Source organism: Bariatricus sp. HCP28S3_D3, assembly GCF_052065755.1.
Taxonomy (GTDB): domain Bacteria; phylum Bacillota; class Clostridia; order Lachnospirales; family Lachnospiraceae; genus Allocoprococcus.
On record NZ_JBQHTK010000022.1, the window covers coordinates 15,954 to 31,910 of the forward strand.

General features: G+C 42.8%; 19 protein-coding genes. All 19 read left to right on the forward strand.

Going from position 1 to position 15,957, the window contains the following annotated elements:
- Positions 1-56 precede the first annotated feature (56 nt).
- The 19 genes from ACTNB3_RS12600 to ACTNB3_RS12690 all read left to right on the forward strand — a co-directional run bounded on the left by ACTNB3_RS12600 (position 57) and on the right by ACTNB3_RS12690 (position 15,930).
- Positions 57-650, forward strand: a complete 594-nt coding sequence (locus tag ACTNB3_RS12600; protein WP_441026091.1) for a hypothetical protein — start codon at positions 57-59, stop codon at positions 648-650.
- A gap of 113 nt (positions 651-763) precedes the next feature.
- Complete coding sequence (locus ACTNB3_RS12605; RefSeq protein WP_441026093.1) at positions 764-3,472, forward strand: hypothetical protein; 2,709 nt, start codon at positions 764-766, stop codon at positions 3,470-3,472.
- A gap of 1 nt (position 3,473) precedes the next feature.
- Positions 3,474-3,743 carry a TIR domain-containing protein gene (locus ACTNB3_RS12610; protein WP_441026095.1) on the forward strand — a complete coding sequence of 90 codons (270 nt, stop codon included), beginning with the start codon at positions 3,474-3,476 and terminating at the stop codon, positions 3,741-3,743.
- Positions 3,744-3,817: 74 nt separating this feature from the next.
- On the forward strand, positions 3,818-4,096 hold the full coding sequence (locus ACTNB3_RS12615; RefSeq protein WP_441026097.1) for a hypothetical protein: 279 nt from the start codon (positions 3,818-3,820) through the stop codon (positions 4,094-4,096).
- Positions 4,093-4,248, forward strand: a complete 156-nt coding sequence (locus tag ACTNB3_RS12620) for a hypothetical protein (RefSeq protein WP_441026099.1) — start codon at positions 4,093-4,095, stop codon at positions 4,246-4,248. Before ACTNB3_RS12615 ends, ACTNB3_RS12620 begins: the two co-directional genes overlap by 4 nt.
- A gap of 12 nt (positions 4,249-4,260) precedes the next feature.
- Entirely contained in the window at positions 4,261-4,755 is a 495-nt protein-coding gene (locus tag ACTNB3_RS12625; RefSeq protein ID WP_441026101.1) for a hypothetical protein, read from the forward strand.
- A gap of 178 nt (positions 4,756-4,933) precedes the next feature.
- Positions 4,934-5,119 (forward strand): hypothetical protein, encoded by a 186-nt coding sequence (locus tag ACTNB3_RS12630; protein ID WP_441026103.1) that lies wholly within the window; start codon positions 4,934-4,936, stop codon positions 5,117-5,119.
- 307 nt (positions 5,120-5,426) lie between these two features.
- On the forward strand, positions 5,427-6,284 hold the full coding sequence (locus ACTNB3_RS12635) for a DarT1-associated NADAR antitoxin family protein (RefSeq protein ID WP_441026105.1): 858 nt from the start codon (positions 5,427-5,429) through the stop codon (positions 6,282-6,284).
- A gap of 112 nt (positions 6,285-6,396) precedes the next feature.
- On the forward strand, positions 6,397-6,675 hold the full coding sequence (locus ACTNB3_RS12640; RefSeq protein WP_441026107.1) for a hypothetical protein: 279 nt from the start codon (positions 6,397-6,399) through the stop codon (positions 6,673-6,675).
- 77 nt (positions 6,676-6,752) lie between these two features.
- Positions 6,753-7,058, forward strand: coding sequence for a hypothetical protein (locus tag ACTNB3_RS12645; RefSeq protein WP_441026109.1), 306 nt, complete (start codon positions 6,753-6,755; stop codon positions 7,056-7,058).
- 6 nt (positions 7,059-7,064) lie between these two features.
- Positions 7,065-7,307, forward strand: a complete 243-nt coding sequence (locus ACTNB3_RS12650) for a hypothetical protein (protein WP_441026111.1) — start codon at positions 7,065-7,067, stop codon at positions 7,305-7,307.
- Between the two features lies 1 nt (position 7,308).
- On the forward strand, positions 7,309-9,507 hold the full coding sequence (locus tag ACTNB3_RS12655; protein WP_441026113.1) for a TIR domain-containing protein: 2,199 nt from the start codon (positions 7,309-7,311) through the stop codon (positions 9,505-9,507).
- Between the two features lie 24 nt (positions 9,508-9,531).
- Positions 9,532-10,914: a hypothetical protein gene (locus ACTNB3_RS12660; RefSeq protein ID WP_441026115.1), complete on the forward strand. Its 1,383-nt coding sequence runs from the start codon at positions 9,532-9,534 to the stop codon at positions 10,912-10,914.
- Between the two features lie 30 nt (positions 10,915-10,944).
- Positions 10,945-13,794 (forward strand): Card1-like endonuclease domain-containing protein, encoded by a 2,850-nt coding sequence (locus ACTNB3_RS12665; RefSeq protein ID WP_441026117.1) that lies wholly within the window; start codon positions 10,945-10,947, stop codon positions 13,792-13,794.
- Between the two features lie 183 nt (positions 13,795-13,977).
- Positions 13,978-14,241, forward strand: coding sequence for a hypothetical protein (locus ACTNB3_RS12670; protein ID WP_441026177.1), 264 nt, complete (start codon positions 13,978-13,980; stop codon positions 14,239-14,241).
- On the forward strand, positions 14,171-14,839 hold the full coding sequence (locus ACTNB3_RS12675) for a DUF6273 domain-containing protein (RefSeq protein ID WP_441026119.1): 669 nt from the start codon (positions 14,171-14,173) through the stop codon (positions 14,837-14,839). The genes ACTNB3_RS12670 and ACTNB3_RS12675 overlap by 71 nt, the downstream gene beginning before the upstream one ends.
- Before the next feature lie 315 nt (positions 14,840-15,154).
- A complete protein-coding gene (locus tag ACTNB3_RS12680) occupies positions 15,155-15,286 on the forward strand; it encodes a hypothetical protein (RefSeq protein WP_441026121.1) in 132 nt (43 codons plus the stop codon).
- Between the two features lie 86 nt (positions 15,287-15,372).
- Positions 15,373-15,666: a hypothetical protein gene (locus ACTNB3_RS12685; protein ID WP_441026123.1), complete on the forward strand. Its 294-nt coding sequence runs from the start codon at positions 15,373-15,375 to the stop codon at positions 15,664-15,666.
- Positions 15,667-15,930, forward strand: a complete 264-nt coding sequence (locus ACTNB3_RS12690; RefSeq protein ID WP_441026125.1) for a hypothetical protein — start codon at positions 15,667-15,669, stop codon at positions 15,928-15,930.
- Positions 15,931-15,957: the final 27 nt, after the last annotated feature.

The window sequence follows — 15,957 nt, forward strand, 5'->3', positions numbered from 1 at the left end:
ATATAGAAGCGTGAACGCTCTTAAGCTAACAACACATGAAATGGAGGAGAATGAAAATGGGAAGAGCACAGGAATTGTTTAACAAAGCGTGTGAGTCTTATGATCATGCGCAGGAGCTGGTGAAAACTGTAGCAGAGTCATATCGTTCGGCTGAGAGACAGGCTACTGGATCTACTTCTTTTAATCCGGGAATTACCATGGCTGAGTTTGATCAGATCCTGCAGGGTGTTTTACTTACCCAGGCACTTGTAGACAACGATTTTGATCGTCTGGAGAGACAGTTTATCGATAAGATTACTGATCATGGAGATCTGCTTGATTATATAAGACATGATTCGAAAGGCAAGCTTTCTTTGACATGGGATGAAATCGCATGGATGGATAGTGAGACTCAGGGAGAACTGATCAAGGTTTTACCGGCAATCCTTGAAAGTAGATGTAAGGATTTTCTTGTACCGTTTGTTATTGTAGAAAAGGTGGTTGATGAAAATCTTATGAAGGTGTTAGTAAATGACATAGTCGAGATTGGTGCATGCCTGGCTTATGTAGATGGTCAGTTGGATGAGATTGAGCCGGAAGGATTGAAAGCAATGCTTGATACACTGCTTCTGAAGCCGTGGAGAGAAATGAAAAAAAACTGTAGTGCATAAAGCGTAAGGCAGTGCAGATCTGTTTGCTGGATGCCAGAAGGGTATCTGCTCCCGGAGAGTGAGCAGATATCCTTTTATAATATCAAAACAATTTGAGGGTGGTGGGTAAAATATTGAATGGTTTTAATAAAAAGAAGAGAAAGCATTCTGCCCGTTTCTATGAAAAATTACAGTTGCAGATAAAAATGCGAGACAGCTTTTTACTTACAATTATGGGTATTATTGTCCCTGTGATTGTATTAGGTACGGCATGTGTTATTACGGAAAGAAACGGGAGTTTACTGATTAGCTTTGGAATTTTATGGGCACTGTCTATCATTTTTTCCCTGGAGGCAATCGTATTATTTCTGTCATGTCTGAAAGGCAGTTTTCTGTTTGGAAAAAAACTTCGATATATATATCCCCTGGTACTGTTCTTCCTTGCCATCTGGGTGATTCGATTTGATGTATCTATACATACAGAATTGTTTTCAGTTGCAGCCTCCGATGGGGCTGGCTTAAATTTTTTTGAGCATGTCCTGAATTCTATGGTTCACGCGTTCCAGTCATTTTCCATGGATGAGGATTATAGCAGTTTCCTTACAGACGGGAAAGATTTTGTATTATCGCATATGCAGGCCGGTACATGGCAGAAGGTGTTGAATTGGGGGTATGGGGCATACTGTGCATTTATCAATGTTCTTGCAGCTCTGGCCGGTGGGGCTGTATTGTTGAAAATACTTACAAATGCCTTTCCGGGAATGCATTTGAGAATCATGATTGTTCTGCATCCGGATTATACGACGTATGTTTTCTCAGAATTAAATGAACGATCGGTATTGATAGCAGAAAGCATTTATGCTTCAAGGTCGGATTGCATTCTGGTTTTCACAGATGCGTACACGGACGAAACTGAGGAGGCAGATGTGGAAATTCGCATGAGGGCGATGAATATTCAGGGATTTTGCCTGCAGGATGACATCAGTATTTTAAAAAGGCTTGCCTGGGGACCTGTAAAGTATTATCTGATCGACAACGATGAGAAGGCTAATATTACTTCTTTTGCGGATTTCTTTTCGCGTGACATGAATAATGATTTTTTCAGTGTCTGGGAAAAGCTGAGCAGTCAGGTTGAGATATATGTTTTCGCCGAGTCACCCATGCTGGATCCAATGATTCAGAAATTTAATAAGATGGCAGGTGAAAAATCTCTTGATATTTTTGCGAAACCGATAGATGTGGCAGAAATCATGTCATATGATCTCCTTCGAGAGTATCCTTTATATAGATGCCTTCAGGAGAAGAAAGATCCCGTCTGCACACGGGTAAATATATTGTTGGTAGGAGATACCCCTCTGATTCATCGCTTCATACAGAATGCTTCTTGGTGCGGACAGTTTCTGAATCCATATGCAGACAAATTCCCGAATACGGACCGTCCGGTACGAGTCCATCCAGTATTTCATATACTGTGTCAGGATAAGGATTTGATGGAAACATTCATTTCGACCACCATGAATCGCTTGGCTAAAAAACGGAAAGAAACGAGCCAGACATATGCGGAATTTGATGTGCGGGAAAAACTTGATAATCTAAGGGACGAAAACTTTATGCGAGGCTTCCCTGAAGGGATCAATTATTGCTTGATTGACACGGGAGATGATCTGGAGAACCTTTTCCTGGGCGAAGAATTGAAGCGGCGTCTTGATATGCAGTTTTTTATGACAGGGCAGACAGCAGATATACTGTGCGTGGTAAGAGATGCTGAATTAAACAGCATTAACAGTCAGCTTACCGGTATAAATGCGGAACAGCCGGAATTAAATGTACGTCGATATTATGTGGGCAACTTTGCGGAGCAATATCAGATTGATAATATAGAGCATTCAGGTCTTGAAGTAGATGCATTTGAAATCCATCAGGGACACAGCGGGAAAGGCACGTGGAATGACCTGTATACCAATTTGTATAATTATCGGAGCTCAAAAGCAAGTGCACTGCATTATCAGTACAGACTTTTCTCAGCAGGTGTTTTGCCGGATTGGGAAGGAAAGGGAAAGTGGGCTGAAAAGCAGTATACACAGGAATTTCTGTATCGCATTCTTGGGATTTCTCTGACTGAGGATACAAAGGAAGCAGCAGCGGAAGATCCCGGATTATCGGAAACACAGATAAAACGCCTGAATCTTTTGTTTTGGCTGGAAAAAAATCGCTGGAATGCATATATGTATGGTATCGGATACAGGGAGCCATCATGTCGGGAAATGGCTGTTTTTCACAGACAGCATAATTCATATGAACTTCACAAGGATAATCAGTTTTCAAACGAAACACTGCATCTCCATGGATGCCTGATGGATTTGAAGGAAGCAATCGGTATTCCAATGGAAAAAATCAGAGATGATGAACAGATAAAGCAGGAGTATGATGCAATCCGCGAGAAAATGGAGAGAGATTTCCAGCAGACTGAACCTTCTTCCTGGCCGGAAGATAAAATGTGGCCGGATTATCTGGAGGAATGTCATGAGAGATACTGGAAGGATTTCTGCATAAAACATGAGATTCAGATGGATATCCTTGATATTTATTCGGCTTTCCGTAATGGTGAAGATTATAAATTGTATGACTTTAAGCAGGTGCCGATTCTGGGAATAGACCGGTTAAAGAGATATCTTGCGGAGAATGAGAAAGCGAAATGGTCAGAGTGTATTGCTGATCGCCTTGGAATGCTTGCTGTAGAGGGAAACTATCTCTGGAATATAATGAAGCTGGTGAGGGATGAGTATGCACCGGAGAAGAAGCCCACTAAGGAGTCGGCGGAGTCTGAGCAGGGAATGAAATAATATGACAGAAGCCATCTATTCAGAAAAGAAAACGGCAAACCAGAGCACTGGCATGTACGAAGGCAGTGCCCCGTATATCTTTATCAGCTATTCTCATCGAGATATCGTCAGCATGACTTCCGTATGCAATGTTTTAAGACAGAGCGGCGGCCGTTTTTGGTATGATAGCGGTCTGCATTCAGGAGACGACGGGAACATGGTGATTGCATCGCATCTGGAAAAAGTTGCTGTGTGTTTGTTGCTTCTGTCTCGGGAAGCCGCTGCATCGTAGTATGTAAAGAATGAAGTGAATTTTGCTCAGAATCATCAAATTTTGATACATGTGGTTTTGCTGGAGATTTTTGAATGCCCATCGATATTGAGATGATGCTTGGCAGGATTCAGATGATAGGGAAGGCGGAAGGATATGAACAGAAACTGCTGGAATTTCTTCCAGGAGAATTGTTTGACCCTACTTTCGATCAGGCGGATGTCAGCCATAAGGAAATCAATCATCCGTTGTTTCAGGTAGGTGACGAGATTGCTAATCGGCAGAGCACAGTCTCATATCTGGGCGGTCATAAGAGTCTGGGGTATGAACTGCTGGTGCAGGCTGATTATAACAGCAATGCCAGCAGGAAATGATGCTGAGTCAGGCAAGGTTTGCAGTGAATCTGTCGCATTCGGTGTTCCCGAAAATATATGATGTCATGATTAAGAACGGGAATATGTATACTTTTCAGGAATATCGCGGAGAAATATTTCTTGATCGTTATCTGGATGATCATAAACTATAGGAGTCAGAGGTTGTGGAATGGACTTCCGATATTATTGACGCAGTGAATTATTTGTTTTCGCAGAACCTTGGATTCAGGGATTTTGCAAGAGGAAGTCTTGTGGTTACCCGTGATAAAAAGCTTGCACTGACCCGTCTACAGAATAATTACTATGGGGTGATTAAGCTTCAGCGGGAAAACAGACAGTATTACTTTGAAAAAGAAGTCGAAGAGATTGAAGTGCTGCTTTATCAGCTTTGTACTGGGAGAGTTCCGGTGCTTCCATGTGATAAGATAAGCAGCGATACACTGAGTAAGGCCTTTGTTGATAAGGTCAATCTGATTCTGCAGAAGAGCATGAAAGAAGATTATCGGATAAAATACAGCTCATTCGGAGAAATAACAGCGGATTTGAATCTACGTAGAATCAGTATGGCAGATGCCAGATTCCTTAAAAAGAGGCAGGCCAAATTAAAGGAATGTGAGATCATAAATATAGAACAATCTGAGAGGCGTATTTACAAGTAATGACAGTGTGGTCAACAAAGGAAATCTGGAAGAGCAATTTGGCTTTGAGTCAACAGTGGTATTGACGGATGAGGCACTGGCAAAGACACTGCTTATAAGAATCTGAATATGTTCTACCGGTCAGGTCTTGAAGTTTGCAAAAGATACGATCGTGATCGGAAGGGGATAGGCCTGTGATATGGTTTTGAACCAGCCAGCCTTAAGTCGTTTTTATGTCAAGGTGCACAGGTTATCAGATGACGAATATGTGCTGGAAGATATGAATGCTTCAAATGGTACCTTTACCATCTCAACCAACGAGAGACTTGAGCTTGGCCATAAGATAAATGTCCGGAAGGTGGGATTATACAGCCGGCACATATAAAATTACAGATTTGTTAGGACTGGAAAAAGGGTGTGATCATAAAGCGTGTCTCTCCATATCCATAACAGAGTTATGATTATAAGAGCTACAGATAGTGTTGCAGTAAGCAGAATTATCCGTGGCTCTTTTTTTTGATACTCAAAATTCTGCAGCAGAGTGTTTCAAATTTTCGGGGAATTTTGGATTTTTTGTTTCTACGCCAGAAATCTTCTGACGATGCGGAAACTCATTTTCCATGGGATACTTAATTCAGATCAAACAACAAGGCATTTGATGAGTGAGTAATTCATTCGGAAAGGAGAAGTTCATGGCTGAGAAGAGTGTTTTTATTAGTAAGACAGAGTATCCGTTTTTCGAAGAGGTTCATGTAAATATTGACTGGTTCGGCGGATTCGCGATGAGTCAGAAGCGAAAGTGTCAGATCGGACTCCATCAGAATTTCCAGATGGCTTATCCGGACGAGAAGGTTCTGGAGATTTCTTCCTCAAGTCTGATGTCCCTCGGGATGAAGCTTAGTGCAATGAACCTGAGCAAAAGAACGAAGAAAGGACTTACGACAGTGGAGAGTGCTTTCCAATCCTCTCGTATATACAGTGAAGGCGCGAAGACCGTTGGCCCGTTTCCTGATTATCTGTTTCTTCCGGGGCGGGAGTGCAAGAAACTGGTTAAAGAGGCATCGGAAGGAATGCATTCATACAAGTATGAGTTTGATGGCATGACATTTTATGCACCGGTGCATCATATTTCTCAGTTCTATGACTTCCTTTACCTGAATGCACTTATGGAACCGGAGAACAAGGCGGTAAGAGAGCAACTCCTTCAGGGAGAATTTACGGCGTTTACAGATCTGGCAACGAAATCGTTGAACTGTCAGGCGAGATCCGCAGCTATCTTTGTGGGGCTTGTAAGCGCAGGACTGATTGATGAGGTGAGAGATTATGTTTCTTATCTGAAACTTTTTCGGACGCAGGCGAATGGCAAGGCAGACGGTTCTCAGGCCTACGAACATGTTCAGCTTCTGTACAAGGACAAGGTAAAGCTTTTCTCTCCGATTGTTCCCTGCAGATTCCATAAGGCGGATGTGGAGGCTTATTATGCGGAACACTGCAGCATGCTGACCAATCACAAGGAGGAAGACAATTATCTTGATCTCAGATGCGGATAAAGTTTCAAAAAGTATTTCTAAGGCTGACTTCAACCGGGAGTGATGAAACTCCCGGTTGGTGAGATAGTTAGATCAGAACAGAAAACAACGCAGATTCAGGGAGGAAAAAGTTATGTGGGATTACGAATACAACAATGAAGCAGTTTTGAATTTACGCGATTCCGTTCCCGGTATCGTGAAGGGACAGAGCAGATCAGGTCTGTACATTGACCTGAATATCGAAAATGACCTTGATGACTGCAAGGAACTCGTTCCGGCATTCGGTTACTGGACCGGAAGACTTCCGATTGGCACAAAGGTGCTTTGCAGCATCAAGAGACAGGCCAGAGAAGACAAGGACATTCTGGTCAGTGTCGATTCTGTAGTTTACGAAGACGAAATGGCGGCATAAGGAGGTGATGGTGTAATGCCACCATCAATTTAAAAGTGCTGGGTCAACCAGTAGTAATATAGAGGGAGTGAAGCAACATGAAGACACGTGATGTAAGAGGAATGACAGAAAGAATCCGTTTGGAATACGGTCTTACACAAGAGGCTGCGCAGGATAAGACCATGCAGACGTTGGAAGGATGTCCCGTGGAATTAGCTCAGAATGTGGAGGAATGGGCAAAAGGGCAGAAACTGACTGACATTTACATTGGCAAATATTCTCTGCCGATGATTCTGGCAATCTGGAACAACAGGGATTTCCTGAAAGCTCTGGAGGTTATGACCGAACTGGCTAAAGGGAACACGGAAATCGCAGAGCTGAGGATCTGGAATATGCGGAGGTAGACTGAGATGGGAGCATACGGAGTACATCCCACCCGGTATGGGAATCTGAGTAATGATCAGCTGTATGCCATGTTCCGCGAATCAACCTACAGCAAGCTTGGAGAGAGCGAGAAGTTGGATCTTCTTCAGGAGACTGTGAACCGTGATGCTCTTGAAAAAGGTGAGATTGGTTCGCCGGAAGTGCGTTTCGCAGATTTACCGGCAAATGAGAGCGGCAATGCAGCCAATGGCGTAATCAATGTAAACTGACTTGCTGAAAGCAGATGATATCGATCTGGATGATCTGGGAATGAAGCTTCAGGAGATGAAGCTGTTCGTAGTTATCGTATCAACAAATTATCTGGCAAATGACAGCCTGGCCAAGAACTGGGAATATGAATTTGCCATGGAGCAGCATATACCTATCCTCCCGATTGCCGCGGAATCCGGTCTGGAGGAATATTTTGCTGTCGAGATGAACCGCGTCCATGATGGATATGGAGATATACAGCTGCTTAGGTCAGAGGTGACGGATCGAACAGAGATATCCTATTACCAGAAACTGGCTCGGGATTTGAGTGCGATTCTTCTGGAGAATGGGGAGGTTGAGCGGATAAAACAGGCTTTCAGCGGAAAGATATTTTTAAGTTATCGAAAAAAAGACCGGAGATATGCCAATGAGTTGATGCATACGATACATGATATTCCGTCACTCAGGAATGTTTCCATTTGGTTTGATGAATTTATGTCCTCGGGAGAAAAATGGAGTGACCAGATTGGTGATGCGTTGGCACAGAGCGATGTGTTTCTCCTGATGGTTTCGCCATCCATTACAGAGCCGGATAATTATGTGATTCGGGAGGAGTATCCTGCTGCCAGAAAACAGGATAAGACGATCGTCTCAGTTGGTAAGAATGAGAACAAGGCAGAGACACCGGATATTGAAGCGTTAAGACAGATATTCCCGGGGCTCAGAGTGTTTGTGGATGGTGACAATGCAGATGAGCTGGAAAGTGTGCTTCAGGAAATAACGTCCGAGGTAGAATCAACACCGGAGAAGGATTACCTGATTGGTCTGGCATTTTTCAATGGCATCGAAATGGAACGCAACACGGAAAGGGCAGTATCGCTGATCGTTGCTTCGGCACGTCAGAATTTGCCTGAAGCTGTTAAAAAACTGGCTGAAATGTACTGGGAAGGTGATGGCATTCAGGTTAACTATGAAAACTCAATCCTCTGGAGGAAACGACTGGTCGAACTTTATGAACAGAAATTTGATGAGATAAAAGAACCGGAGGAAATGCTGGAGTATATCAGGGCACTTGAGAGTCTCGCAACATGTCTTTATGAGCTGAGTTCTTTCAGGGATTCGCTGCTGTATGCAAAACAGCTGACGAAGCTGATGGAACAGATCACCTCCTTTTCAGATTCTTCGGATTTCCAGCATTATCACGCTCAGGCATATGACCTTTGCGGCAAGAACTGCAGAAGATTGGATCTGTATGATGATGCGATCGCTTATGCGGACAAGTACCACAAACTTGCTGAAAAGCGATATGCACAGAAGCCTTCAACCGATAATTTGCACAATATTTCTGTTGCCTGTGAACGTATTGGGGATGCTTATTATGCCGGTGGTGATTTCGAGCAGACTGAAAACTGGTATCTCAAAGCATTGGAGATAGATCGAAAAATCGATGAGCAGATGAAGTCTATTGCGTCAGCATTTACATTGTCGGCCAGTATGCTGGTGCTTGGTGATGTCCATATCCGACATGGCGAGTATACGAAGGCTGAACAGATATACGCAGAAGCGGTCATACTAAGAAAGAGGATCCTTGCAGCTGAAGATACAGATGAACATCAAAAACAGTATGGAGAGGCTGTACTTGCAAGAGGAACGGCACTTCTGCTTAATGGAAAATCCGATGAGGCGGGCAAATGCTTTTCGGAGGCAAAAGTGATCTTCGGGAATCTTGCGGAAAAGTACGGAACGATAGAAGCTCAGCATGCATATTCCGTAGCACTGAACCGTTGCGGAAAAATTTGTGAAGAAACTCGTGATTTTGCTCAGGCCCGTGAGAACTATACAGAAAGTTTGGAAATCCGGCGTAAAATCCTGACAAAAATCAGGAGTACAGAAGCGGTTTATGAATATGCACTGGTTCTCTTCTTTAAGGCAGGGGCAAGCCAGCGCCTCTTTGACAGCAACGGTACCAAGTCTGATTATGAAGAAATTGTAGAAAAGCTGCTGCCGGTTTTGGCAAAAGATCGTAAGGGAGATTGTCACCGCACCTTTACAGAGGCTGCCTTTGAGCGGTTTAAGATAGATACCTACTCAGGAAAACGCTATCTGCAGTATGCAATAGATGGCTGGAAATGGCTGCTGGACCGAAGCCCGTCAAACCGTGGTTACAAGAAACAATATGATCTTTGTCGGAAGATGTACCAGAGGTGCTATCCGGATTAAATATTTACAGGGGGAAGCGAAGAAATGGCAGATACGTGTATGGTTCCTATTCCAAAGATGGATGTCCTGATGGAGGACTATACCAATATTGAAACACTGATTGAAAATATTGCTTCAGATAGAGAGCAGCTGCTTGAAATGAGAAACAGCTGGGAAGTGTTCTTCCTGGACTATGATGATGATCCGCGTGAGATACCGGATATACCGGAAGTAGTCAACTGGATTGAGCAGTCAGTGGAGGCGGGGATTCCCTGGTTTTATTTTATGAGGGCAGCACAGGACTCTATGGGGCTTGTAACCTTTATGCTTTGCTGCGGTTCAGTTCATGATCCGATTCATCCGGGGTGTTTTAATCTTGAAAAGGACAGGACACTTGCGTTTGTTAAGAAGAATCTGGAGAATTTGCAGGAATTCACAGAAAAGTATGATATACCGGATGAAGTAGGATATGCAGCTACAGATGATATTATGGAGATAGTCCAGAGCATACTCCAGGAATCTATGAATGAGGAAAATCCATTTGAGACGATGGACAGAAACAAGCAGATGATGGAGGCAATGGAACGCCTTACAACTCTGGAAAATATATATGAAATAAATCCAAAAATAAAAAAATACTTCAGTGAAGGAAAGCTGTACTACTCCTATATCACAGGAGGATTTCTGGGCAGTATTGATACGATTAATTATGATAAGCGCTATGCGAAGGTGGTTAAGGCTTTCGAAGAGCAGACTTCCTATCTGGTTTATCATGTGATTGAGCGTGGAAATACGATTTCACTGCTGTTTGTCAGTGATGATTACAATCACTGGATGGAAGAGAGACCGACATCGTCCGGTGTTATGGCGCAGGTTGTGAACATGGATACCTATGAAAATGAGCTGGGATTCATCCGGGTGGATATCAATCAGGGTGCCTTGTATAGAAGCAATGATATGGTATATTCTTCCATGCCTGGAAGCGATGCTCATGCAAACGGATTGTCGGCTCTTGACACAGAGATTGCTGAACGTCTGGAGATTCTGAAGAATGCCGGTCTCATGTCAGACCTCGATATCACCACAATATACATCCGGGAGGGAGAAATTTGCTGCAGCCTGCTGCGGTCAGTCCTCGGCACGGCGGTTGGTGTCGTCAATCGTATATCATCCAGCCCTAAAAACATGCAGCTGCTGGAGATGCTACAGAAACAGGTGCCGATGAAGCTTTATTTCCTGATGGATTCCACCGAAAATAAGATGGCGTTTCTGTATGTGTCTGAAGATGAGAGCGACTGGGAATATGAGAAGCTGGCGCTGGAGAAGGGAAAACCAGTTGCATTAGTGGTAGACCTGGACGAGATGACAGCAGGAGTAAAGCAGATCAGGTATAAGGTGGTGAACGGCGGACCAATCTTTGTGGACTGACCATGTCCACAATAAGGAGGCGAGGAGATCATGATAGACAGTAATATGTTGGCGGCTCAGATGCTACTTTATGATAGGCCGCTGTATAAATATATAGGCAGGGACGAAGTAGATATGAATGTCCTAGTGCTGGGATGGAATGAGTTTTCAGAGAAGTTCGTTGATCAGTGTCTTCAGGCGGGACAGATGGATTCACATTTTCTGAATATCACTGTTCTGCTTTCTGATGCAGAAGCAGGTAGAGAGAAGTATCTGAGTGAGAGACCGGTACTGAGTCGGTTTGTTAATGTCAATGGATCGTTGGCCGATAAAGATATTGAAATATATGCAGCACTGAATTTTGCGGAATTTGATATTAATGGTTTGACCAATGCCGGAGAGGATGATGCAGCAGACAGAATTATGGATGTTCTGGCAGAGGCTCCGGATGAAAAGTATCACTATTTCATCATATCGGTGGATCAGGGACAGCATAACAGGCGGATTGGCAAAACCTTGAAAGAGGTTACGGATGAATTTATGCCCTCGGATATCTGCACGATTCATTATCTGGAAAAAGATTCTGGTAACAATTCCGCTATAGACGGAATACTGGCAGTTGGCACGAAGAATCCGGCAGCAGGCATAGGTATCGATCCTGAACTGGAGCGAATGGCTTATAATGCACATTTGGTCTGGGATGATGCGATTAACGGAGATGCATTAGCTGAACTGGAGCGCTTCCGGGCAGACGAGTACAACTATCTGGCATCTGTTGAACTGGCTCTTTCTGTGAAATATAAAATGGCGGATCTGGGCATTTACTCAGAAAATCATGACGTTGCTGCAGAAGAATTCTGGGATGCCTTACAAAAAGATGAGAATCAGGACCTGGTTAGCCGGGGCATTGCATTAGAGCACAGACGCTGGGTTCTGAATATGGTGTGCCAGGGATGGACTGCACCAGATACGGAAGACAGACTGAAATATTATGATGCATGCATTGAAAACAGAAGCGTAAAGAATAAAACGGATCGTATTCATCCATGCATCGTAAGAAGTACTACGGCAAAACCATTGTCGACAGGTGTGTATGCCAATGATAAGAATGCCTGGGATATCAAAAATGCTGAACGTGATGGCATCTTAGATGAACTGGACCGGATGTCGGTTGAACTCCATCGGAAAATGCAACAGCGGGCAAATACCTATAGAAAAAGCAATCCGATGGAAAATGGTGTGATTGCTGATCTGGGAAACTGGCTGCATGCGAATGAAAACGAAAAGGTTTGCAGAGAATGGGAACGATTTGTTTTCTGTATTAAGAATGTTCTTGATGGCAGTTGGGCTTACTCGAAACAGTATGATAAATACAGAGACAGATTTATCGCATCAATAGCCCCTGGAGATGAGAAGCGGGATTATATTGAAAGACAGTTGAAATGTATATCAGAAGATCTCTGGCCGGTAATTGAGGCCAACATGTACAGGGATTATAAGAAGTATGATGAAGTGCTCGTAAAGAGGATTCCATTTATTCTGACCTACAATACTCATTTATCGTTGGCAATGGCGTTTAGAACATCATCTTCGCTGAATACTATGAATGATAATGTGTTCAGAAATGTTGCATCTGCTACAGTGATCAAGCCGGAGAAAATCACTTATCTGCTTTTCCTGGAAGATGACGCAAGGCGGGATATCATCAGGCAGATGATCCAGATGGTCAGAAAGTACATGACTGAGAAGGGAATCAACTGTCAGCTGGATTTTTTGATTACAGGTCAAAACATCGTTCATGGAAATGCATATCAGAAATGGAAAAAGTGTTTTGACAGACTGCAGGAAACCGGATGCATCTCCGGCTATCAGTTTAAGCTCGTAGATTCTGATCAGGAAGCAGTTGATTACTGGGCGGAGGAATTGGAAAAGACCAATATTAATCTTTTTGACGGAACAACAAATCCTTTCCAGTCGATGTATGCCAACAGTGCACTCCTTCAGGGAATACAGGAGCGCTATCCGTATTTCGAGTTTGACGGCAGGAATAAAGCGTTTAAGAGAAATCGCGACTGCCGTTTCCTGTCCTATATAGAGGATCATACGTACCTTGCCATAGAGGAAATGTTTGGTCTACTTGGCGCTGAGGATAGCGAATATAATTACCCAGTGCTAGGAAATGAATATCTGAATTTGTGGAACATCTATATTGGCCGTAACAGAGGAAATAAAAATAGATGGAAAGATAATGTTCGGTATTCTGTAAAGTGCTGGAATGTCATGTGTGATACTCTCGAGAACTTTTCTGAGCTGTATCCGAAAAAAGAGGTGATTAGCCTTGATGAGTTGCAGCAGAGTTATCGTGGTTATCAGCGGTGGAACGATATATTGAATATCATCTGGGAGCTGGCAGGGGAAAACGGAGGCAAACAGTACCTGATTCCGGAAAAGGAAAACGGAAAAATGATTGCATTCCGCTATTCAACTGCAGATATCAAGAACGTTCTGACAAAAGCAGGAGATATTCTGGAAATATATACTTATTTCAGGGTTTGTGAAAAGGGCTATTTCGATGATGTGGCCTGTGGGTACCGTTTCCGATGGGAAGAAGAGAAGGTAAATAACGAACTGGATCTGGTCCTTACGAAAGGATTCCAGTCTCTGATTGTTGAATGTAAGGCCAGAAGCAAACTGGATCAGAACTTTTATTTTAAGCTGAACTCACTGGTAGATATGTTTGGCGTCGGAGCACATAAAGTACTGCTGACAACGGCCAATACGGAAGACAACGATGATAACCGAATGCAGCGGGAGAGAGGCAACATGATGGGAATTACTACGATATCCGAAATCGAGGAGATTCAGGATATTGCGGAGACACTCATGGCCCTGCTGCAATAACCATTCCATAATATGGGAGGAGTGAGATGAAATGAGGAAATATGTATTTATAAGCTACAGCACAAAAAATCAGGAAGATGCAAATGCTGTCAGGTATTAGTTGGAAAAGAATGGTGTCAATACTTGGATGGCGCCTTATGATATACCGCCAGGAGACACATATGCCCAAATCATAAACAGGCAATAAAAAACTGTTCGTGTTGTGTTTTGGTTCTTTCAAATACTTCTCAGCAATCTATTTGGGTTCTGAGAGAAATTGAGCGGGTTATTAATTATCAAAAAATACTGATTCCGATCAGCATTGAGAATGTTATTTTAAATGATGAGTTTGAATTCGATATTAGTACGAATCAGATAGTCAATGTGGGAAAATTGAATGCCAACTCTCCTGAATTGCAGAATATCACAAAATACGCTGTTCTTTGGAAGCTATTATTATGGACCTAATGGTGAAAATAAACCTATAGAATGGATCATATTAAAAGAAGAGAATGGACGAAAGCTTCTGCTCAGTAAATATATTATTGATGCAGTAGATTGTCATGAGGCAGGAACAGTTGGATCCTGGAAGGAATGCAGTTTACGTACATGGCTTAATACGGAATTTTCAAATCAGGTTTTCTCCAAGGAGAAAAGTAGCCGTCTGGTAGAAAGCGAACGAACTGAAACCACGAATTCTTTCTATAAGACGAAAGATCCTGATGGATGTAAGGATAAAGTATTTTTACTGAGCGCGGAAGAATTCAAGGAGTATCTTGAACTAGGTTATGTAATGGGTCCCGTAACTCCGTATGCGTTAGAAAAAGGTGTATTCGCACATGAATATGGTCTTTGGTGGATTCGTACACCTGGCGATAAATATGGAATGCAGGCTTATATAAATATAACTGGTAAGATCGCATATGAAGGCTGTTATCAGCAGAGGAGGGAGGTTGGTCTTCGTCCTGCCATGTGGATTTCAGATGAGTTTTGGGACGAATGTGAGTTAGATAAAACAGCGGGAGTTCGTGGAAAAAAAGAATATGAATGGAATATTGTAGGATAAGAGTCTTTCAATAACACCAGTTGTCTATAACTGAATGCTATATGGCATCGATAGCTGGATGTTGTTTGTGTACCTAATATAAACTAAATTTATATAATCTCCTGTATACGCATCCGGTCTGCGAATATATGCGAGAACTGGAAGATGGCTGTAAGGAGGTAAGGAGCGTGAAGGGAAAGCGTGAAAAATGATGAAGAGAACATATTCTTTTGGAGTTTATTGGGGTTCTAAATAAGAAGACTTGAATTTTTATGGGATTCTCCGTATAAGGAAGCACAGGATCTGTTTGACGAATCAAAGCAAGAGATAATGCATATGTTAGATGCGGCTGTCCTTGTCAATGTATCAGATTATCATTCGTTTACAGAGAGCATTGTACATTACTATATGAGAAACGATGCTGAAAAATTTTCACTGCTGATGATCGGAAGATGTATTCAGAGATGAGGTTATTAAAAGTATGTAAAACCGCGGAAACAAGATAAGAAATACTTCGGCTTGCAAGGGACTGTATCGCTCCGATGTCCACCTCTGTGGTAGAAGATAAGGACCTGATGTTTTCAATTATCGTCAGAAATGCTGATAAGCCTATAACGGAGATAATGTCGGCGGTTTATGAGGCAATATTTTCGGATGATGGCGAGGAAGAGAGTGGTGAGACGGTAAGTAGAAGTAGAAAATCTACAGATTCGGATAGAGATCTGTTTATAAGTTACAGCAGTAAAGATTATGAAACTGCAGCGAAGGTCAGAGAGATTCTGGAAGACAGAGGAATAGCATGTTGGATGGCGCCGGCATCTATTCCTGGCGGAGCGGATTATTTGTAGGTGATTGTTGATGCCATTGAAAAGAGCTTCGGAGTGTTGCTGGTATTAACAGAAAATTCGCAGAAGTCAAAATGGGTTCCGAAGGAGCTGGATATCCCCATCACTGCAGATAAGATTATTTTTCCTGTACATATAGATTCTTCGGCAATTATCAAGAAGATACATTTCAGGATAACGGATTCACAGGTGATCGAAGCGAATGGAGATGTCAGTGCGGTGTTCGAGCCACTGATTAAGGCTGTGCGCGCCTTGTGGGAAAAATGAATATAGAACTCTAATGATTTAAAAGTA